The following is a 20,980-nucleotide window of genomic DNA, read 5'->3' on the forward strand; positions in this document are numbered from 1 at the left end:
ATTTTTTATTTTTCATGATAAGACTCCTTAGTTAATATATTTTAGTATAATAAATAATAATAAGGTACTTAATATAAATGATAATACATATGACAATTTTTATCTATATTTTTTGCTTAAAGTTTTCCTGATATATTGTTTGGATGTATATATACTATGACCTATGGGCTTGAATAAAGTGTTTACATTTTATATAATAAAAATAATGAAATACATCGCCGTTTTATCAGTCGGGATACATATGTGTTGTTAAGAGAGTTTCACATTGGTGAGAGTGAAATCATCACATACCTATCTTTTCAGCTGACAGGCAGTCTAATAAGAAGTTAGACCGGTTGTTCCGTTATCGCTTAATGAGCTGTGTGCATATGCGCAAATTTGGGTGGTACCGCGGAGTCTTTCGTCCCTTGTATAGGGAGCGAAGGCTTTTTTTATTGTTTAAAATTAAGGAGGAAGAACATGGAACTTAAAGAAAGATTACAGGCGTTAAAGTCTGAGGCAGTGGACAAAGTTAGTCAGATTACAGATAAGAAAGCATTACAAGATATCAAAGTTTCTTACATCGGTAAAAAAGGTGTGATCACTGGGCTGATGAAAGAGATGAAATCTCTGCCAAACGAAGAGAAACCGATGTTTGGTCAGCTTGTTAATGATGCCAAGCAAACTGTAGAAAGTGCAATTGCAGAAGTTGAAGCACGTATTGAAGCGGAACTTGTGAACAAACGTCTTCAAAGTGAAACGATTGATATTACGTTACCAGGTAAAAAGTTAAGTCCAGGGAGCAGTCATCCGCTCGACCGTATCGTTGAGGATATTGAAGATTTATTCATCGGTTTGGGCTATGAAATTGTAGAAGGTTTCGAAGTAGAAAGCGATCATTATAACTTTGAAGCGTTAAATCTTCCAAAATCTCACCCTGCGCGTGATATGCAGGATAGTTTCTACATTTCTGAAGAAGTATTAATGCGTACGCATACATCTCCTGTTCAAGCTCGTACGTTGGAATCACGTAATGGTGAAGGGCCGGTAAAGATTATTTGTCCAGGTAAAGTCTACCGTCGTGATTCTGATGATGCGACGCATTCACATCAGTTTACACAAATCGAAGGATTAGTTGTTGATGAGAATATTAAAATGAGCGACCTTAAAGGAACACTTGAATACTTTGCGAAGAAGATGTTCGGTGAAGATCGTGAGATTCGTCTGCGTCCAAGTTTCTTCCCGTTTACTGAGCCTTCTGTAGAAGTGGATATTTCATGCTTCAAATGTAAAGGTAAAGGCTGCAACGTTTGTAAAGGGACAGGATGGATTGAAATTCTCGGTGCCGGTATGGTACATCCGAATGTTTTAGAGATGGCTGGTTTTGATTCTAATAAATATTCTGGATTCGCATTCGGTATGGGACCAGATCGTATCGCAATGTTAAAGTATGGTATTGAAGATATTCGTCATTTCTATACGAATGATCTAAGATTTATTCGTCAGTTTTTACGTTTAGAAGATGGAGGAGAACCGAATGTTAGTAAGTAAAGAATGGTTAGATGAATATGTAAAAGTTGATGTTCCGGTAGAAGCACTTGCTGAGAAGATTACAAGAAGCGGAATTGAGATTGAAGAAATTATTGATTATAGAAAAGATATTAAGGACTTAGTGGTTGGACATGTAGAATCGATCGAGAAGCATCCTGATGCAGATAAATTAAATGTCTGCCAGGTGAATGTTGGCGAAGAAGTGAAACAAATTGTCTGTGGTGCACCGAACGTCGCAACTGGTCAGACAGTAATCGTCTGCTTACCTGGGGGACGTCTGCCAGGTGGCATTAAGATAAAAAAAGCGAAATTACGCGGAGTAGAATCTAACGGTATGATTTGTTCATTAGGTGAACTAGGTATCTCTTCAAACTTGATTCCAGAAGCGTACGAAAAAGGGATATACGTATTTGAAGAAGCTATCGCGCCAGGTACAGATGCACTTGCTGCATTATCGCTAGATGATGCTGTTATGGAATTCGGTCTAACACCTAATAGAAGCGACTGTATGAGCATGATTGGTTCTGCGTTTGAGACAAGTGCATTATATGAAGAACCATTGAAGCTACCTGAATCGAATATTAATGAAACGATTGAACAAGTAGCAGACTTAATCAGTATTGAAATTGAAGATGCGACGTTATCACCGTATTATGCTGCACGTATCGTGAAGAATGTAAAGATCGGACCTTCACCTGCACATATTCAAGGCCGCTTAATTAAAGCGGGTATCCGCCCGATTAATAACGTGGTTGATGTATCGAATTACGTTATGCTGGAATATGGACAGCCGCTGCATATGTTTGATTATGATAAGATTGGCAGCACAACAATTAAAGTTCGTCCAGCAACTGATGGTGAAAAGATGACAACATTAGATGATAAGGAGCGCGCATTAACTGCAGAAGATATCGTGATTACAAACGGTACAACGCCAGTAGCGCTTGCTGGGGTGATGGGAGGAGATTTCTCTGAAGTAACGGACAGTACAGTGAATGTATTGATTGAGTCTGCAATGTTTGCACCGCTAAACATACGTAAAACTGCCAACCGTCTGAACTTGCGCTCTGAATCATCAAGTCGCTTCGAAAAAGGTGTTGCAGCAGAATTTGTGCTTGATGCATTAGACCGTGCAGCATATCTCCTGCAGGAAAATGCACAAGGGGAAGTTTTAAGTGGTATTGCTTCAGCTGGGACATTACCACAATTTACAACGAATGTGCAAATTACAACGGATGATATTAATCAGCTTATTGGATTTGATATCTCTAATACCGAAATTAAAAATATATTCGAACGTCTTGGCTTTGAAACAAAAGTGGATGGTGATTCATTCAATGTCATCGTACCTTCTCGTCGTGGTGACATTACTATTAAAGAAGATTTAGTTGAAGAAGTTGCGCGTATTTATGGTTATGACGCACTGCCTGCCACATTACCAGAAACAAAGACGAACAAACAAGTAGGACTGACGGATTATCAGGCGAAACGTCGCGCAGTGAAGGCATTGCTTCAAGGGTTAGGATTAAATCAGGCAATCACCTATGCACTTGTCTCAAATGAAAAATCAAAACAATTCGCACTAAAAGAAGCTGAAACGACAGCACTCTTAATGCCAATGAGCGAAGATCATGCGGTGCTACGTCAGTCATTATTGCCTCACTTAATTGACGTCGTAAGCTATAATAATGCACGTCAAATGAAAGATGTCGCGTTCTATGAAATTGGCAATACATTCTTTAAACAAGAAGACTTATTACCTTCAGAAGAAGAACATGTTGCTGGGATTATTACTGGACTTGTCACACCAACGATGCATCAAGGGAAAAAGGAACACGTTGACTTTTTCCATGTGAAAGGAATAGTGGAGGCGATAAGTGAAAGATTAGGTCTAGCGTTCCGTTACGTTAGAAGTGATGAGCCAATGTTACATCCTGGTCGTAGTGCAGATATCTACGTGAATGAGACGAAAATCGGCATCATTGGTCAATTGCATCCGACAGTTGAAAAAGAGAATGATCTAAAAGAAACTTATGTATTTGAATTAGACTTAAATGCCTTACTTTCCATTAATCAAGGTCAGATTATCTACAGTATGATTCCGAAGTTCCCGGGAACAAGCCGTGACATTTCACTGGAAGTAGAACGTAAACAAGATACGGGTGACCTGATTGCAGAGATTCTTAAAGTAGATTCTAAGTACTTGAAGTCAGCTGAAGTATTCGACGTATACGAAGGTGAGCATATTGCACAAGATAAGAAATCAGTAGCGATTCGAATGGAATTCCTGAATCCGGAACAGACACTGACAGATGAAGAAATTAAACCGATATATGATGCGGTTATTGAAAGATTAGAGTCAATGGGCGCTAAACTTAGAGGATAAAAAATAGGCTGACAATCGTCAGCTTATTTTTTTATGAGCTTCAATGCTTTTTCTCTATTTTTAAAGTCTTTTTTCGTTATCGTATCTAAATAATCAATGCCTCTAAGTTTAATAATTTTTGCAGCTTCGACATCTACTTTAGCGCCTGCTCCTTTTGTGATTGAGATGCCGGTCTCTTTAATTATTTGTTCGAAATGTTTTACAAACGCATATCTTGCAATAATGGAGCTTGCGGCGATGGCAATCGCTTTAGATTCACCTTTCGTTTCGAATTTAGTTTTATTTCGCTCAGGTATTGCACCGAGTGCATAATTTTCATATACACCTTGAACTGCAAACTGGTCGATTACAATGTAATCAACAGGTTCTTCTATTTTGTTCAGAACGTTTTTAATCGCTTCATTATGCAGCACCGCTTTCATCTTAACTTGTGACCAGCCCATCTGTTTACGTTCATTATATTTGATGTTATCTAGGACGAGCAGTGAATGTGGAATTATCGGGATGATTTGTTCTGCAAGTTCTATAATTTGTCTGTCCTTGAGATTCTTAGAATCCATGACACCAAGCACTTTCAGAATTTCAGCATTTTTCTTTGATACATAGCTCGCGACAACGGTCATCGGTCCGAAGTAGTCCCCAGAACCTGCTTCATCGCTACCGATACAGTTGTAGTTATCATACTGGATACTTTCAATGGATACGTTATGCTTAGAGGTAGAATTACTATCTGGAAGTTGCTGAGTGAGTTGAATACCAGCTTTAGAAAGAATTTGTTCACCGATTACTTCACTATCTGCACCTTGGATCATCAGTTTATTAGAGTTGTATAATGTGACTGTGTGTCCGGATATTTTTGTTCGATATTTCGTACCTTGTGGAAGATTCGTCGTATCAGATGTAGGTAATACATGTTCTATCTTTTTTGATTGTTCATCAGTTAATAGGTAAACTTTATTGGTCATTTCAGCCTGCTTTCTAACATATTAGTATGTTTTTATTGTTAATTATCATATAAAAATGTTAACATAAACTAAAATAAATAACGATGTCGGAGTGTTGATATGGGAGAGTTTAAGAATCGTATTACTGTAAATATATATGATCAATTCTATACTATCCTCGGCGAAGAAGAGCCGAGCCACATCCGTCACGTTGCGAGTCTTGTTGATGAACGTATTCGGGAGATTGCTAAGTATAATGCAGGTCTCGACACTTCACGAAAGGCTGTGCTTGCAGCAGTTAACGTGATGGATGATTATGTGAAACTAAAGGAAGAACACGATTTACTGTTAGATAAGTTGAATCGTCTAGAGGGTAATAACAGTCATGATTAATATTTTATTGATATTCTTTTTGTGTCTAGGAACGATTATCGGTTTTAGAAGAGGATTGATCTTACAATCACTACATTTAATCGGCACACTCGGATCGTTCATTATTGCACAGCTATTTTATAAGGACCTGGCACAAAAACTCGTGCTTATGATCCCGTTTCCATCGACAGAAGGGAACTATGAGTCAAAGTTTTTGAATATGATTACCAATGAAATGACATTTTATAATGTTGTAAGTTTTGTAATATTATTTTTATTGAGTAAGGTAATCCTTCAATTTATCGCAACTGTTTTTGATTATATTGCACAGTTACCATTACTTAAACAGTTCAATCATTTGTTTGGAGCGATATTAGGATTTATTGAGTCGCATCTTCTCGTATTTATTGTGCTATTTCTATTGTCGATGATTCCGATAACCGCGATACAAACGAAGTTAGAAGAAAGCATTATTGCAAATTTAATTGCGAACCATACCCCGATATTAAGTAATTTTGCGAAACATTTGTTTGAATATGCAGGGTTTATCATTTAATGAAGTCATAGGCTACTTGTCTATGGCTTTTATTTTGGAGGGTATTATGAATATTACAAAGAAAGATTATATAAAGCAGTTGGAACGCATTGCAACACTACTTGAACTTTCGGCTGAGAATCCATTCAAAGTTTCTGCATATCGTAAAGCGGCAGCGAACTTAGAGGCATTTGAAGGTGATATTAATGCAATAGCTGATTTCACACAACTTAAAGGCATCGGTAAAGGCGTCGCTGAAGTGTTGGAAGATATTAGAGCTCACCATGAATCATCTTTACTTAAATCATTGAAGGAACAAATTCCTGAAGGGCTCATACAGATGCTGAAGATTCGTAATCTAGGTGCTAAAAAGATTGTGAAGATCAATGGTGCACTTGGAATTACAACTGTCGATGAATTAAAAGCAGCATGTCTGAATAATGAAATCAGTGCACTTGCGGGATTCGGTAAAAAGTCTGAAGAGAACATACTTTCAGGTATAGAGGAAATGCTAACGATGACAGAGAGATTGAGTATTTATCAAGTGCATCAGTTTACACAGATGATTGATGCAGCGCTTGCTCAAATTGATGAAATCGCTCGTTTCAGTGTGACGGGCAGCTTTAGACGCCGAAATGAATTTTCTAAAGATATTGACTATATTGTTGAAACAAGTGATCGTGAAAATGTAAAAGTACAGTTAACGAAATTACCCTTTATTAAAAAGGTCGAACTCGCTGGGGTTGAGAAAGTCACGGTACAGGCTGAAAGAGAAGATTTAATTACGACGGTTGATTTCGGGTTTACAGATTCCGCCGGCTATGCGCATATGTTGCAGCATTTCACTGGGAGCAAGGAACACAACATTAGAATTCGTCAGCTTGCAAAGGAAAGAAATGAAAAGATAAGCGAATATGGCATTACAACTGATGATGGAAATCTGATTCAGATGCAATCAGAAGCTGAAATTTATCAACATTTTAATCAAACTTTTATTCCACCTGAAATGCGTCAGGACGGTTCCGAATTTGAATTTAAAGAATTTGATGAGGTGATTCAGCCCGAAGACATCCGTGGTGATATTCATATGCATACTACATATAGTGATGGTGCGCATACGTTAGAACAGATGATTGAAGCATGTATCGCTAAAGGGTACGAATATATGATGATTACGGATCATTCAAAAAGTTTATATGTTGCAAATGGATTGTCAGAAGAACGTTTATTAGAACAGCATGCACGGGTAAAAGCATTGGATGCACAATATCCAGAAATTGATATTTATTCAGGTGTTGAGATGGATATATTAGCAGATGGCGAAATGGATTATAGCAATGATGTGCTAGCACAGCTTGACTATTGTATTGGTGCTATTCATCAGTCGTTGAATCAAAGTGAAGATGAGATTATGAAACGCCTGATCAATGCCTGTAATAATCCATACATTAGACATATTGCTCATCCAACGGGAAGGTTGATTGGTCGCCGTAATGGTTATCATGTAAACATGCCGAAACTCATCGAAACTGCACAGAAGACAAATACCATCCTTGAAATCAATGCACATCCGATGCGCCTTGATTTATCGAGCGACGTATTAAAGCAATATCCAGATATTAAACTTGTGATCAACACAGACGCGCATGCAATCGATCAGCTTGATTTAATGAAATATGGTGTGAGTACAGCAATAAAAGGCTATGTGAAAAAAGAACAGGTAATAAACACTTTACCACGTAAGGATTTTAAATCTTGGATACAGAATGGGAAGTAATTATATGAATAAAAAAGCATTAAATATATTAGAATATAACAAAATTATTGAGCGTGTTGACGCATTTACTCAAAATGAACTTTCAAGCAAAAAAGTGAGGATGACACAACCTATCAGCGACAAAGCTGAAATAGATAGCATGCTTGCACAGCTTGAAGAAGCACGTCTAATAGAAATGACACAAACAGAACCTGGTATGAGTATGCTGAGCGATATTCAGTCGCTCGTACGCCGTGCAGTAATCGGATCAGTACTTTCGGTTGTTGAATTAAATAAAATTAAGAACAATATTAAAGTCGTCAACCGTTATAAAACATATATCGCAAACTTGTATGAAGAACGTGAACTAGAAATTCCGGTGATGTATCACAAGTTTCAACAACTGCCTCAAGTGACGGAACTTGCTGAAAGTATACAGTCTAAGTGTGACGAAACAACATTGTTTGATCATGCATCACCGAAACTCTCGGAGATTCGTCAAGAGATGAACCGTATCAACCGTCGTATAAAAGAACGATTAGAAAGCATCGTTCGCAGCTCGAATAACCAGAAGAAGCTATCAGATGCGATTGTGACGATCCGTAATGGACGACAAGTAATTCCGGTACGTAGTGAATATAAGCAGGATTTTCCCGGTATTGTTCATGATACTTCAAGTAGCGGACAGACATTTTATATTGAACCAAATAGCATTGTCCAGTTATCGACTGAACTCAGTGCAGTAACACATCGTGAGCAAGAAGAAGTTGAGCGTATTCTGTATGAACTGACGAATGAAGTCGCAGAATATGATAATGCACTGACATATTCGACGGATGTGTTATCTGATTTAGACGTACTTATGGCTAAAGCGAAATATGGAAATCGTAACAAGATGGTTATGCCGAATGTTGTAAATGCGCGTACTGTAGATCTACCAGGCGCCTGGCATCCGTTATTACCGGCTGATACGGTCGTAAAAAATAATATCAGTTTTATCGGTGATACACAGACCGTCATCATAACTGGACCCAATACAGGTGGTAAGACAGTAACATTAAAAACAACCGGCCTGATTATCTTGATGACACAAAGCGGTATGATGATACCTGCAGCAGAAGGGGCAACAATCAGCGTTTTCGACGAAGTATTCTGTGATATCGGTGATGAACAGTCAATTGAGCAGTCACTTTCAACGTTCTCAAGCCATATGACAAATATTGTATCGATATTAAAAGAGATGACAAGTAACAGTTTCGTTATGTTTGATGAACTTGGTGCAGGAACAGATCCAAGTGAAGGTGCGGCACTGGCGATGAGTATATTAGATAGATGTCTCGAGCAGAACGTTATGACGATGGCGACAACACATTATCCAGAACTTAAAGCTTATAGTTATAATCGTGAGCATGTTATGAATGCGAGCGTGGAGTTTGACATTGAAACATTAAGTCCAACTTATCGTTTACTGATGGGGGTACCAGGTAAAAGTAATGCGTTTGATATCGCGAAGAAGTTAGGACTGAGTCCTTCGATCATAAAGCATGCACGACAAATGATTCAAATGGATGATGTTGAGATAGATAATATGATCAAAAGCTTAGAAAGTAATGCAAAGCAGATGGAAGATGATCGCATCTTCACCGAACAGCTGAAGTTAGAAGTTCAGTCATTGCATAGTGACTTAAAGAAGAATTTTGACAGTTATCTAGCACAGAAAGAAAACTTAATTGAACGTGCGAAACAAGATGCGAATAAGATTGTTAAAGATGCTGAAAAAGAAGCGGATGAACTATTAAAAACATTACGTAACTTAAAATCAAATGCAGATATAAAAGAAAACGAATTGATTGAAAAACGTTCAAAACTCGGTGAAATGTATCATGAAACAAAGATTAAAGCAGATAAAAAATCAACGAAGAATGAAGTGATAGAAAAAGGTGATCACGTAAAAGTGTTAAGTTACGGTCAAAAAGGAGTCATCCTTGATGTAGATGGCAAGGAAGCAATTGTACAGATGGGAATTATCAAGATGAAACTACCGCTTGATGAACTCGAAAAAGAAGCACCGCCTAAAGAGGATAAGATTCGTGTAGTACCGCGAAGTAATCGTCAGACAATTAAGATGGAACTGGACCTGCGCGGTGAACGCTATGAAGACGCACTAATAAAACTAGAACAATATCTGGATCAGGCGCTTCTCAGTAATTATGAACAGGTGACGATCATTCATGGTAAAGGTACGGGTGCCCTTCAAAAAGGAGTGCAACAATATTTAAGACGTTCAAAAGCTGTATCAAGTTTCCGTGGAGGTACACCTTCAGAAGGTGGATTCGGTGTTACAGTGGTTGAACTGAAGTAAGGAGGAGCTATGGATAATTTCGATATGTATAAGCTCGCAAAGGTGCTGATTGTAATTTCAGTACTGATGCTTTTAGGTGGCATCATTTATTTATTTGTAGTTTAATAAATGAGCAAAAGGAATGACCATCAGATATTTATTTGATATACTCCTTTTATAAACAGAATAGATATGGAGGAATAATTTATGGCTTTAATTAATGCAACAGATAGTAACTTTGAAGATAATATTAAAGAAGGTGTGACTTTAGTAGACTTCTGGGCACCTTGGTGTGGGCCTTGTAAAATGATCGCACCTGTATTAGAAGATTTAGCGAAAGACATCGAAGGTAAAGCAAACATCGTTAAAGTTGACGTTGATGAAAACCAGGCAACAGCAGCTAAATTTGAAGTGATGAGCATCCCAACTTTAATCGTATTTAAAGATGGTCAAGCAGTAGACAAAGTTGTAGGGTTCCAACCTAAAGAACAATTACAAGCTGTGCTTGCGAAACATTACTAATCAATAATACTTGCGGGCGGGACTATAGTCTCTGCCCTTTTTTTATGACCGAATGAATGTGTGGTGAATGTCGTGGAAGATTATGAAATACAAATAAAGAATAAATTATCCGTATTACCATCTGAACCGGGATGTTACTTGATGAAAGACAGGAATAACCAAGTCATCTATGTCGGCAAGGCAAAGAACTTAAGAAATCGTGTACGCAGTTATTTTACGGGGAGTCACGATGAGAAGACGACGCGTCTTGTAATGGAAATACGTGACTTTGAATATATTGTGACAAGTACAGAGATTGAGTCATTACTGCTCGAACTGACACTCATTAAAAAGCACTATCCAAGATATAATATCTTACTGAAAGATGATAAGAGTTACCCATTTATCAAGATTACAAATGAAAAGCATCCGAGACTTCTTGTTACAAGAACAGTAAAGAAAAATAGCGGAAAATATTTCGGTCCGTATCCAAATGCCTATGCTGCTCATGAAACGAAGAAGCTGCTGGATAGAATTATACCGTTTAGAAAATGCACACACCTGCCTGATAAATTGTGTCTATATTACCATATCGGTCAGTGCCTCGGTCCATGCGTGTATGATGTTGATCAAGCAGAATATCAGAGATACATACAGATTGTTACTAATTTTTTAAACGGACAGGATACGACCATTGTCGAAGAACTTAAAGAGAAGATGAATGAGAAAGCAGAAAATCTTGAGTTTGAAGAGGCAAAAGAATATCGGGATCTTATACAACATATCGAATCGTTGATGTTTAAACAGAAGATGATGACCAGTGATATGACAACACGTGATATATTCGGTTTCAATGTAGATAAAGGCTGGATGTGTGTGCAAGTATTCTTTATTCGTCAAGGAAACTTGATTGAACGTAAAGTGCAGATGATTCCGCTGATGGATGACGCGAAGAGTCACTTTTATAATTTTATCGGACAGTTCTATCAATTAGAAGAGAATATATTGCCAGGTGAAGTGCATATACCTCTTGGACTGGATATAGAGATGGTCCGCTCAGTTGTAGATACTAAAGTGATTCAGCCTAAAAAAGGCAAGAAAAAAGAGATGGTCGACCTGGCAGTGAAAAATGCGACAATTGCATTGGCAAATAAATTTGACATAATCGAGCGTGATGAATCCAGAACGATAAAAGCAATAGAAGAGCTTGGGAATGCAATGGGCATTGAAACACCGATTAGAATTGAAGCTTTCGATAACTCGAATATTCAAGGTGTGGATCCCGTTGCGGCGATGATTACTTTTGTTGATGGCAGACCAAGTAAACGTGATTATCGTAAGTATAAGATTAAGACGGTGTCCGGACCAGATGATTATGCAAGTATGCGAGAAGTTGTACGACGTCGTTACACGAGAGTCCTTAAAGAAAATCTGCCGTTACCAGACTTGATTATCGTCGATGGTGGGAAGGGCCATATGACGAGTGTTCAGGATGTTCTTATCAATGAGCTTAATCTTGATATTCCTGTTGCAGGTCTTAAGAAAAATGATAAACATATGACAAGTGAACTCATCTATGGTGATGATTTTAATATCATTCCACTGAATAAGAAGAGTCAGAGCTTCTATTTACTACAGCGTATCCAGGATGAAGTGCATCGCTTTGCAATCAGTTTTCATCGCAATACTAGACGTAAGACAGGACTATCTTCGCAACTTGATGAAATAGAAGGTATGGGTCCAAAACGTAAGCAGAAATTGATGAAGCATTTTGGCTCTGTTAAACGTATTAAAGAAGCTTCAGTTGAAGAAATTAGAGCTGCTGGACTACCGGAGAAGCTTGCAATTGAAATAAAGACGAAATTAAATCTTGAATAATAGTTATAAATGTTTGTGAAATCACTTAATTGAGAATCATTTTCATGACCCAAAATGTATGAATAAATGATACAATAAGGACAATAATTGATTTCACAAACTTTTTTTAATACTAAATGTAATCGGTTTCTTGATTTCGAAACATAAGAGGCGTATTATTGAATTTGTGAAATTACTAATAGTTTATAGGGGGGACCTCACTTGGCAAGATCAGACAAATCTTTTGCACTACGCAGACTACATTCATTACTTGGTGTAATTCCGCTAGGTGTCTTTTTAATTCAGCATTTAGTCATCAACCATTTTGCAGTAGCAGGGCCAGAAAGTTTCAATAAAGCTTCTGACTTTATGTGGAATTTACCATTTAAGATTGCATTAGAAACGTTGGTAATCTATTTACCGATTCTATTCCATGCAATTTATGGTATTTTCATTGCTTTTACTGCAAAGAATAATGTACAGCGTTATTCTACTTTCCGTAACTGGATGTTTTTATTACAGCGTATAACAGGAGTTATCGCGTTTATCTTTATCGCGGTACACGTTTGGCAGACGCGTGTTCAGGCAGCACTAGGGCATCATGTTAATTATGATATGATGGCAGATTTATTCAGCAATCCGATTACGTTAATCTTGTATGTAATTGGAATTGTAAGCGTAATCTTCCATTTTGCTAATGGACTATGGTCATTTGCAGTGAGCTGGGGTATTACACAATCTCAGAAATCACAGAACGCTATGGCATACGTGTCATTATTAGTGTTTATCGTCGTTACGTTTATCGGTTTAAGAGCGTTATTCGCATTCGTATAATTTATAGATATTTAGGGGAGTGACATATCAATGGCAAAAAGTAACGTTATCGTTGTCGGTGGGGGACTAGCCGGTCTTATGGCAACAATTAAAGCGGCGGAATCAGGTACACCAGTTGATCTATTCTCACTTGTACCAGTGAAACGTTCACACTCTGTTTGTGCACAAGGTGGGATTAATGGAGCAGTTAATACAAAAGGTGAAGGTGACTCACCATATATTCACTTTGACGATACTGTATATGGAGGAGATTTCTTAGCGAATCAGCCTCCAGTTAAAGCAATGACAGAAGCGGCACCAGGAATCATTCATTTATTAGACCGTATGGGTGTGATGTTCAACAGAACACCTGAAGGATTGCTTGATTTTCGTCGTTTCGGTGGTACTTTACACCACCGTACTGCATATGCAGGTGCGACAACTGGGCAGCAGTTATTATATGCATTAGATGAGCAAGTACGTAAATTTGAAGTAGAAGGTTTAGTTACTAAGTATGAAGGATGGGAATTCCTTGGTGCGGTTATTGATGATGAAGGTGCTGCGCGTGGTATCATTGCACAGAACTTAACAACATCTGAAATTCAGTCATTTAAATCTGATGCTGTAATCATGGCGACAGGTGGTCCTGGTATCATCTTCGGTAAATCTACAAACTCTATGATCAATACAGGTTCAGCAGCATCTGTTGTCTATCAGCAAGGCGCAATCTATGCAAACGGTGAGTTCATCCAGATTCATCCTACAGCGATTCCTGGAGACGATAAACTACGTCTGATGAGTGAATCAGCGCGTGGTGAAGGGGGACGTGTATGGACGTATAAAGATGGTAAACCTTGGTACTTCTTAGAAGAAAAATACCCGGACTATGGTAACTTAGTACCTCGTGATATCGCAACGCGTGAAATCTTTGACGTATGCGTGAATCAGAAGCTTGGTATTAACGGTGAAAATATGGTATACCTTGATCTATCACATAAGGATGCGCATGAACTGGATGTTAAACTTGGTGGTATCATTGAAATTTATGAGAAATTTACAGGTGATGACCCACGCAAAGTGCCAATGAAGATCTTCCCGGCAGTACATTACTCAATGGGTGGATTATGGGTCGACTACGATCAGATGACAAATATTCCTGGCTTATTTGCAGCGGGTGAATGTGATTACTCACAGCACGGGGGGAACCGTTTAGGTGCGAACTCATTACTATCTGCAATTTACGGTGGTATGGTTGCCGGACCTAACGCAATTAAATATATTAAAGGTCTAGAGAAATCATATGAAGACGTATCAGAAGAAATTTATACGCAGCATGTTGAAAAAGAACAGAAACGCTTTGATGCATTGCTGAATATGAAAGGAACTGAGAATGCATATAAACTGCACAAGGAACTTGGAGAAATCATGACGGCCAACGTTACTGTAGTGCGTCATAACGATCGTCTGCTTGAAACGGATAAGAAGATCGTTGAGCTTATGGAACGTTATCATGATATTGATATGGAGGATACAGCATTGTGGAGCAACCAGGCTGTCTTCTTTACGCGCCAGCTTTGGAATATGTTGGTGTTAGCACGTGTCATGACCATTGGTGCATATAATCGTAATGAATCTCGTGGTGCCCATTATAAACCGGAATTCCCTGAGCGTAACGATGAAGAGTGGTTAAAGACAACGATGGCGAAGTACAATGGCCCGAAAGAAGCGCCAGAATTTTCATATGAGCCAGTGGACGTATCTTTAATCCCACCACGTGTTCGTGACTACTCTAAATCAAGTAAAGGAGGTAAATAATCATGGCTGAAAAATCAATCAAACTGATTATTAAACGTCAAAAAGATGCAAATAGTGCACCTTATGATGAAACTTTCGTGATTCCTTATCGCCCGAATATGAATGTGATCGCTGCATTGATGGAAATTCAGCGTAACCCAATTAATGACAAAGGTGAAAAGACAACGCCGGTAACCTGGGATATGAACTGTCTTGAGGAAGTGTGTGGCGCATGCTCCATGGTGATCAATGGGAAAGCACGTCAATCATGTTCAGCGATTATTGATACGCTGGAGCAGCCGATTCGTTTAGAACCGATGGCAACATTCCCAGTGATTCGTGACTTACAAGTTGACCGTACGAAGATGTTCGACAACTTGAAACGTGTAAAAGCTTGGATACCGATTGACGGCACATACGACTTAGGTGCCGGGCCACGTATGCCAGAAAAGAAACGTCAAACTGCATATGAATTATCGAAATGTATGACGTGTGGTGTCTGCTTAGAAGTATGTCCTAACGTGAACAAAAATTCTAAGTTTATGGGTGCTCAGCCAATTTCTCAGGTACGTTTGTTTAACTTACATCCAACAGGAAGTATGAACAAGGATGAGAGACTCCACGCACTGATGGGAGAAGGTGGTCTTGCTGAATGTGGAAACTCACAAAACTGTGTGACAGCATGCCCTAAAGGTATTCCTTTAACAACATCTATCGCGGCAATGAACCGTGAAACAACATTCCAGATGTTCAAATCATTCTTTGGTTCTGACCATCAAGTTCAATAATTTGTAAGATGATAGCTTTCAGAAATTTAAATTTCTGAAAGCTATTTTTTTAAAAATAATATATTTGAATTATATATTTACTGAAATTTAGGGTAATTATTTGTTATGATAAGAGTATATATGTAAAAGGAGACGCCTATGAACCAGGATATTATTGCTTTAGAATATGAACTTAGGAGACTTGCAGACATCATCAAGAATGAAGGTCGGCAAGAATTGATAGCGTATAACATCTCTGATGTCCAGTTTATAGCTGTTCAGTGGATTAAAGAGACGGACGCGATGACGATTGGCGCATTATCTAAACATCTGAATCTCGCTATATCTTCTACATCAGAACTAGTGGATCAGCTCGTTCAGAAAGAGTTTGCTATGCGCAAAAAGGAGGATGAGGATAAACGTAAAGTAAATATTCATCTAACGGATCGTGGACAGCAGCTTATTGATGATGTCATTATTAAACGCCAGCGTTATCTGCAGTCACTCATTAAAGCGTCCGAATACAGTGTTAAAGATTACTACAAGCATATCCATGCTTTATATAAAGAAACAGAAGAAGGTGAACGTATTGAATCAAGCGATAGGAGTAATTGATTCAGGCGTTGGTGGATTAACTGTAGCGAAAGAAATTATGAGACAGCTTCCAAATGAAACAATCTACTATCTTGGCGATGAGGCGCGTTGTCCTTATGGTCCGCGTACACAAGAGGAAGTAAGACGATTCACAATACAATTGGCAGAGTTCCTTATAAACAAACATATAAAGATGCTGGTCATTGCTTGTAATACTGCCACTGCAGCTGCGCTTGAGTCGTTGCGTGCGACATTTAACATACCGATTATCGGTGTCATTGAACCTGGGGCCAGAACAGCGATTATGACAACGGAGAATAATCACGTGCTTGTGCTGGGAACAGAAGGAACAATTCGCTCGCATGCATATAAAGAGAAGATACATATGATTAATCCTCATATAGAAGTCGCTGGGAAAAGTTGTCCGGAATTTGTACCATTAGTAGAAAGTAGAAGATATAAGGATGAAGCAGAAAGTATGCGAATTATCTCTCGGGTTTTGCAGGAATTCAAGACGCATAAAAGTGATACTGTAATTCTCGGTTGCACACATTATCCGTTGTTGCAGGAATATATCAATCGATTTTTCGATAATCAGAAGAAAGTGATTTCATCAGGACTAGAAACAGCGCGTGAGGTGAGTGCGCTTCTTACGTTTAGAAATATTCATGTGACGCAGCCTGCTACTGTAGCACACCGTTTCTTTGTTAATGGTGATGCAGAACATTTTACTGAGATTGCAAAAGAATGGTTGAAAGATCCGGATATACATGTCGAATCAATACAATTGGAGGATATATGAAAGAAATCGTAATTGCTACTGGAAACAAAGGAAAGATCAATGACTTTAAGCATATTTTTAAATCACATAAAGTGATTGGAATTAAAGAATTAATAAAAGATTTTGATGTTGAAGAGACCGGAACGACATTTGAAGAGAATGCAGCATTAAAGTCAGAACATGCCTGTCAATTACTGAACAAGATTGTCATAAGTGATGACTCGGGATTAGAAGTAGAGGCGTTGAATAATGCACCTGGAGTATACTCAGCACGTTATTCTGGAGAAGGTGCGACAGATGAATCAAATCTAGACCTCGTATTAAAACATATGGAAGGCCAGAATAATCGAAAAGCACGTTTTGTATGTGTGATCGCAGTGAGCATCCCTGGGGAACCAACGAAGACTTTCAGAGGTGAAGTTGAAGGTGAATTACTGACTGAACGTCGTGGAAATAAGGGCTTTGGATATGATCCAATCTTCTATGTTCCAGACCTCGGGAAAACAACAGCTGAGCTTACAGGTGAAGAAAAAGCAAGAATCTCACATCGTGGCAAAGCAATTGAACAATTACTTGATTCACAAATCATATAAGGGGTGTTCGTATGAAGTGGGTAATCGTAAGTGATAATCATCGTAAGAGAGACATTTTGACAGATATCGTATCGGTCCATGACGATGCAGGTATATTTATCCATCTCGGTGATTCTGAATTTGATTATAGTGACCCTGAATTAAAGCCGTATATCAGAGTCGCAGGCAACTGTGATTATGGTCACCAATTCAAATCTTCTACTCGAATACAGATGCAGCATATAAATGCCTTTGTAACACACGGGCATCTTTATAATGTTGGTAGAAGTCGAATGAAACTTGCAGAAGCAGCAGCTGAAGCAAATTGTAATCTTGCTTTCTACGGACATACTCACGTCAAGCATATTGAAACAGTACAAGGTGTTGTATGTATCAACCCTGGGTCAATCGCTCAGTCAAGAAGCGAGGACACGGAGACGTACGCAGTATTTACGGTTGAAGAAGAGAATCAGATGATAACGTATTATAATCAGAATCATGAAATTGTAGATAAAGAAATCATTTTATTGTAGAACAGTAAGGCAGAGTGCTTTGATAGGACTCTGCTTTATAATGTATTTATCTTTTTATAGTGTAATTAGAAATTATTGATGTGATTATTAGTCAATTTATTTTCTGATTGTTGTTGACTTTACCTCTTAAAGTTGATTATAATTAATCTTGTGTTAAATATTGTCCTGGTAGCTCAGCTGGATAGAGCAACGGCCTTCTAAGCCGTCGGTCGGGGGTTCGAATCCCTCCCAGGACGCTAATGAGATGAGAACTTAGATGTTCTCTCAAAAATCAAAAAGAACGCTATAGAAAATTTATTTATTTTCTATAGCGTTCTTTTTTTATAACTTTATAGCATTGAGCACTTCTCCTATGTAATCTTCAAAGATTAATGCATCACTGCGTACTGTTCGTAGAGATGTTTTGTTAATTACTGCAAGTGTCTCGCCATTAAAGAAATCTACAAAGGTTGATGCAGGATATACGACCAGCGATGTCCCAGCGATAATCATCATATCAGCATTCTGTATAGCAGTGATTGCTTCGGTAATCACTGATGAATTAAGTGCTTCTCCATACATTACGATATCGGGGCGTATAATATGACCATCATGTAGACATCTTGGTATACCGTCTTTATCCATTGAGATGTCTTCTAATTGATAGACTTTCTTGCAGTGCGTGCAATAATTTGTCTGAACGTTACCGTGCAATTCTAGTACTTTGCTGTTGCCGGCTGATTGATGTAGACCATCGATATTTTGTGTTACGACGGTTACATCTTTGCCTTGTTGTTCGAGTTTCGTGATGAAACGATGTGCTATATTCGGCTTTGCATGCGGATACACGAGTTTATCAAAGTGAAACTTGAAATATTGTTTTGGATACTTATTAAAGAAATCAATAGAAATAATTTCTTCTGGGGAATGTTCGATACTAGTTTCCTGCATGAAGATTCCATCAGCGCTTCTAAAGTCAGGGATACCGCTTTCAGTTGATACTCCCGCACCTCCGAAAAATACTATTTTTTCGCTCTTTTTTATTGCTTTTTCAAGCATACTAATTTTCTTCATTGTCAATTACTCCTTGTTATCCGTCGTTATTCTATTTTAACATGTTTGAACTCTGATATTAAAATATTGTTTTACCTCCTTTGCACAATAAATGAATTTAGATTATAATCATCACTTGTACAGAAAATATCGATTGAAAGCATTGTCTGATTTCGATAAAATCAAAGTAACCTATAAATTTGTTATGAGGAGAAATACTATGAATAAATTTGATGAGCAAATAATCGTCGTTGATCGTGAAACGATTTTTAGTCATGAGAAGAATCATTTCAATGGTTTTATCTCAATGGAAGATCAACGTGCGCTTGAAATATATGAGACATTGACGAAGTATGAAGTGAAACGCCGCGGTGATATGGAAGAAGATGAACGATATAAACAGTTGATTTCATATTGTATCCTGGAAAATGAAAGCGATGAAATTTTAGTGTATGAACGTCTTGCAGGTGGGGGTGAAGGGAGACTCCATGGCCTATCTTCTATCGGAATCGGAGGCCATATGAATCGTATCGATAATGCACAAATTGAAGATGTTCTACTTGAGAATGCGGGTCGTGAACTAGAGGAAGAAGTAGGTGTTCGTGATGTTTCAGCAAATGCATTACAGCTCATTGGGTTTATTAATGATGATGACACAGAAGTAGGCCGTGTACATATCGGACTTGTGTTCAAATTGAAAGTTGCTTCTTCTGACGTATTTGTAAATGAAACAGATACGCTCAAAATTGACTGGAAGAAAGAACATACACTGATGCAGAACGCGGAATATGAATCATGGTCCAGGTTAATTATAGAGTCTATTTATAACGTAGGTCATTAATATGTCAGATATCATACTCTTCCCGAAACTAAAGGAGAATTTAAGCCGCCAGATTCGTCAGGCAATGAAAAGTAACCGCTATGAAGATGCTTACGATTTATTTATGGCAATTGAAAAGCACTTTGAACTGAGTGCTGATGAACAGTTGTTAAAGCTTGAATGTCTCTATCAGCTTGAAAGTTTCCTTGAGCTTAAAGAAGAATCGAGTATTCTTCTGAATCAAGGACATCAAGCATATAACGAGATTATTCCTTATTTTCTGGAAAGTTTAATGTATTACAAACAATATCAGACAGTAATGGAATTAATAGAGATGCTCCGTCAAGAAAATGTCGATCAGAAATTACTGATAGAGCTTATGCCATTGTATGATGAAGCGGTCCAAGCGTTAGAAACGAAAAGGCGTGTAAGCAGAAAGTTTATCATGACATTCCAAAGTTCCGATAGTAATGCACAATGTGACTTAATCTTAAAGTTGATTGATGAAGGCGACTTCGCCTATCAGATGTCGTTTGTGCATATATTAGAATCAAATACTTTACACCCAAAAGTCATTTCTTTCATTCTGCAGTATTTGCTGATGGCGCAGTGCGATAAGCATGTGATGATAACGAAATTTAACCTCACCATGCAAATAGAGATATCGAAACTACCGCGTCTTGAAACATCAGAATTTCAAGAGGTAATCGATGGAGTTTATTCTTATCTGCAGCGTGAAATGCCATCAGCTGCAGATCATGCAGTGTTATTGATGAAGCAGCATCATCTTTTACTATACCCGCTGGAATTCGAATATTTTGATAAACAGCAGCTGGATTTAATTATCCAGACATATGCGCATTATTTTCTGCAGTTGTTTACAGATAGTAAGACAGATGATTTGGGTAATCAACATACAATTGATATAATGAACAAAATAAATCAACTCGAAATGTATAACCAATAAAAATAATAGTTGTAGATTGTTGAAGCTATCATGTATTATGTTATAATGAAAGAGTTGAAAAAAATCAGAAATTCGTGGAGGAATA

General features: G+C 38.0%; 19 protein-coding genes and 1 tRNA gene. 18 read left to right on the forward strand and 2 right to left on the reverse strand.

Going from position 1 to position 20,980, the window contains the following annotated elements; all coding sequences use genetic code 11:
• Positions 1–459: 459 nt before the first annotated feature.
• The gene (gene pheS, locus CD152_RS03370; RefSeq protein WP_012657232.1) at positions 460–1,530 is read left to right on the forward strand and encodes a phenylalanine--tRNA ligase subunit alpha; all 1,071 of its coding nucleotides are present in this window, start codon (positions 460–462) and stop codon (positions 1,528–1,530) included.
• Positions 1,517–3,916 carry a phenylalanine--tRNA ligase subunit beta gene (pheT, locus tag CD152_RS03375; RefSeq protein ID WP_103214397.1) on the forward strand — a complete coding sequence of 800 codons (2,400 nt, stop codon included), beginning with the start codon at positions 1,517–1,519 and terminating at the stop codon, positions 3,914–3,916. The genes pheS and pheT overlap by 14 nt, the downstream gene beginning before the upstream one ends.
• Before the next feature lie 23 nt (positions 3,917–3,939).
• Here pheT and rnhC read toward each other — a convergent pair whose 3' ends face one another.
• Positions 3,940–4,881 (reverse strand): ribonuclease HIII, encoded by a 942-nt coding sequence (rnhC, locus tag CD152_RS03380; RefSeq protein ID WP_012657230.1) that lies wholly within the window; start codon positions 4,879–4,881, stop codon positions 3,940–3,942.
• Between the two features lie 99 nt (positions 4,882–4,980).
• On the opposite strand from rnhC, the gene zapA reads away from it, so the two are divergent.
• From zapA to CD152_RS03450, 14 genes are all read left to right on the forward strand, one after another.
• Positions 4,981–5,253, forward strand: a complete 273-nt coding sequence (gene zapA / locus CD152_RS03385) for a cell division protein ZapA (protein WP_041636060.1) — start codon at positions 4,981–4,983, stop codon at positions 5,251–5,253.
• Entirely contained in the window at positions 5,246–5,788 is a 543-nt protein-coding gene (locus CD152_RS03390; protein ID WP_012657229.1) for a CvpA family protein, read from the forward strand. The genes zapA and CD152_RS03390 overlap by 8 nt, the downstream gene beginning before the upstream one ends.
• Positions 5,789–5,840: 52 nt before the next feature.
• Positions 5,841–7,544, forward strand: a complete 1,704-nt coding sequence (gene polX, locus CD152_RS03395; RefSeq protein ID WP_232237499.1) for a DNA polymerase/3'-5' exonuclease PolX — start codon at positions 5,841–5,843, stop codon at positions 7,542–7,544.
• A 4-nt stretch (positions 7,545–7,548) separates the two neighbouring features.
• Complete coding sequence (locus tag CD152_RS03400; protein WP_169926152.1) at positions 7,549–9,885, forward strand: endonuclease MutS2; 2,337 nt, start codon at positions 7,549–7,551, stop codon at positions 9,883–9,885.
• Between the two features lie 186 nt (positions 9,886–10,071).
• Positions 10,072–10,386 (forward strand): thioredoxin, encoded by a 315-nt coding sequence (gene trxA, locus CD152_RS03405; protein WP_012657226.1) that lies wholly within the window; start codon positions 10,072–10,074, stop codon positions 10,384–10,386.
• A gap of 72 nt (positions 10,387–10,458) precedes the next feature.
• On the forward strand, positions 10,459–12,243 hold the full coding sequence (uvrC, locus tag CD152_RS03410; protein ID WP_041636057.1) for an excinuclease ABC subunit UvrC: 1,785 nt from the start codon (positions 10,459–10,461) through the stop codon (positions 12,241–12,243).
• A gap of 201 nt (positions 12,244–12,444) precedes the next feature.
• On the forward strand, positions 12,445–13,056 hold the full coding sequence (locus CD152_RS03415) for a succinate dehydrogenase cytochrome b558 subunit (protein ID WP_012657224.1): 612 nt from the start codon (positions 12,445–12,447) through the stop codon (positions 13,054–13,056).
• A 30-nt stretch (positions 13,057–13,086) separates the two neighbouring features.
• Complete coding sequence (gene sdhA / locus CD152_RS03420; protein ID WP_012657223.1) at positions 13,087–14,850, forward strand: succinate dehydrogenase flavoprotein subunit; 1,764 nt, start codon at positions 13,087–13,089, stop codon at positions 14,848–14,850.
• Between the two features lie 2 nt (positions 14,851–14,852).
• Entirely contained in the window at positions 14,853–15,617 is a 765-nt protein-coding gene (sdhB, locus tag CD152_RS03425) for a succinate dehydrogenase iron-sulfur subunit (RefSeq protein ID WP_012657222.1), read from the forward strand.
• A 138-nt stretch (positions 15,618–15,755) separates the two neighbouring features.
• Positions 15,756–16,211 carry a MarR family winged helix-turn-helix transcriptional regulator gene (locus CD152_RS03430; protein ID WP_103214400.1) on the forward strand — a complete coding sequence of 152 codons (456 nt, stop codon included), beginning with the start codon at positions 15,756–15,758 and terminating at the stop codon, positions 16,209–16,211.
• Complete coding sequence (gene racE, locus CD152_RS03435) at positions 16,186–16,992, forward strand: glutamate racemase (RefSeq protein WP_103214401.1); 807 nt, start codon at positions 16,186–16,188, stop codon at positions 16,990–16,992. The genes CD152_RS03430 and racE overlap by 26 nt, the downstream gene beginning before the upstream one ends.
• Positions 16,989–17,564 carry an XTP/dITP diphosphatase gene (locus CD152_RS03440; protein WP_103214402.1) on the forward strand — a complete coding sequence of 192 codons (576 nt, stop codon included), beginning with the start codon at positions 16,989–16,991 and terminating at the stop codon, positions 17,562–17,564. Before racE ends, CD152_RS03440 begins: the two co-directional genes overlap by 4 nt.
• Before the next feature lie 11 nt (positions 17,565–17,575).
• Positions 17,576–18,076 carry a metallophosphoesterase family protein gene (locus CD152_RS03445; RefSeq protein WP_103214403.1) on the forward strand — a complete coding sequence of 167 codons (501 nt, stop codon included), beginning with the start codon at positions 17,576–17,578 and terminating at the stop codon, positions 18,074–18,076.
• Between the two features lie 162 nt (positions 18,077–18,238).
• Positions 18,239–18,312: transfer RNA gene (locus CD152_RS03450), tRNA-Arg, on the forward strand.
• Positions 18,313–18,397: 85 nt separating this feature from the next.
• Here CD152_RS03450 and CD152_RS03455 read toward each other — a convergent pair.
• Positions 18,398–19,129, reverse strand: coding sequence for an NAD-dependent protein deacylase (locus tag CD152_RS03455; RefSeq protein WP_103214404.1), 732 nt, complete (start codon positions 19,127–19,129; stop codon positions 18,398–18,400).
• 199 nt (positions 19,130–19,328) lie between these two features.
• On the opposite strand from CD152_RS03455, the gene CD152_RS03460 reads away from it, so the two are divergent.
• Both CD152_RS03460 and CD152_RS03465 read left to right on the forward strand, forming a co-directional pair.
• Positions 19,329–19,949, forward strand: coding sequence for a DNA mismatch repair protein MutT (locus CD152_RS03460; RefSeq protein WP_169926153.1), 621 nt, complete (start codon positions 19,329–19,331; stop codon positions 19,947–19,949).
• Position 19,950: 1 nt separating this feature from the next.
• On the forward strand, positions 19,951–20,895 hold the full coding sequence (locus CD152_RS03465; protein ID WP_086038908.1) for a hypothetical protein: 945 nt from the start codon (positions 19,951–19,953) through the stop codon (positions 20,893–20,895).
• Positions 20,896–20,980: the final 85 nt, after the last annotated feature.

The sequence above is a fragment of the Macrococcoides caseolyticum genome (genome assembly GCF_002902665.1).
GTDB classification, from domain to species: Bacteria; Bacillota; Bacilli; order Staphylococcales; family Staphylococcaceae; genus Macrococcoides; species Macrococcoides caseolyticum.

Excerpts from the sequence above, each read along its gene's own strand:
- pheS (WP_012657232.1), top strand. The coding sequence starts at position 460 with ATGGAACTTAAAGAAAGATTACAGGCGTTAAAGTCTGAGGCAGTGGAC.
- pheT (WP_103214397.1), top strand. The coding sequence starts at position 1,517 with ATGTTAGTAAGTAAAGAATGGTTAGATGAATATGTAAAAGTTGATGTT.
- rnhC (WP_012657230.1), bottom strand. The coding sequence starts at position 4,881 with ATGACCAATAAAGTTTACCTATTAACTGATGAACAATCAAAAAAGATA.
- zapA (WP_041636060.1), top strand. The coding sequence starts at position 4,981 with ATGGGAGAGTTTAAGAATCGTATTACTGTAAATATATATGATCAATTC.
- CD152_RS03390 (WP_012657229.1), top strand. The coding sequence starts at position 5,246 with ATGATTAATATTTTATTGATATTCTTTTTGTGTCTAGGAACGATTATC.
- CD152_RS03400 (WP_169926152.1), top strand. The coding sequence starts at position 7,549 with ATGAATAAAAAAGCATTAAATATATTAGAATATAACAAAATTATTGAG.
- trxA (WP_012657226.1), top strand. The coding sequence starts at position 10,072 with ATGGCTTTAATTAATGCAACAGATAGTAACTTTGAAGATAATATTAAA.
- sdhA (WP_012657223.1), top strand. The coding sequence starts at position 13,087 with ATGGCAAAAAGTAACGTTATCGTTGTCGGTGGGGGACTAGCCGGTCTT.
- sdhB (WP_012657222.1), top strand. The coding sequence starts at position 14,853 with ATGGCTGAAAAATCAATCAAACTGATTATTAAACGTCAAAAAGATGCA.
- CD152_RS03430 (WP_103214400.1), top strand. The coding sequence starts at position 15,756 with ATGAACCAGGATATTATTGCTTTAGAATATGAACTTAGGAGACTTGCA.
- CD152_RS03440 (WP_103214402.1), top strand. The coding sequence starts at position 16,989 with ATGAAAGAAATCGTAATTGCTACTGGAAACAAAGGAAAGATCAATGAC.
- CD152_RS03445 (WP_103214403.1), top strand. The coding sequence starts at position 17,576 with ATGAAGTGGGTAATCGTAAGTGATAATCATCGTAAGAGAGACATTTTG.
- CD152_RS03455 (WP_103214404.1), bottom strand. The coding sequence starts at position 19,129 with ATGAAGAAAATTAGTATGCTTGAAAAAGCAATAAAAAAGAGCGAAAAA.
- CD152_RS03460 (WP_169926153.1), top strand. The coding sequence starts at position 19,329 with ATGAATAAATTTGATGAGCAAATAATCGTCGTTGATCGTGAAACGATT.
- CD152_RS03465 (WP_086038908.1), top strand. The coding sequence starts at position 19,951 with ATGTCAGATATCATACTCTTCCCGAAACTAAAGGAGAATTTAAGCCGC.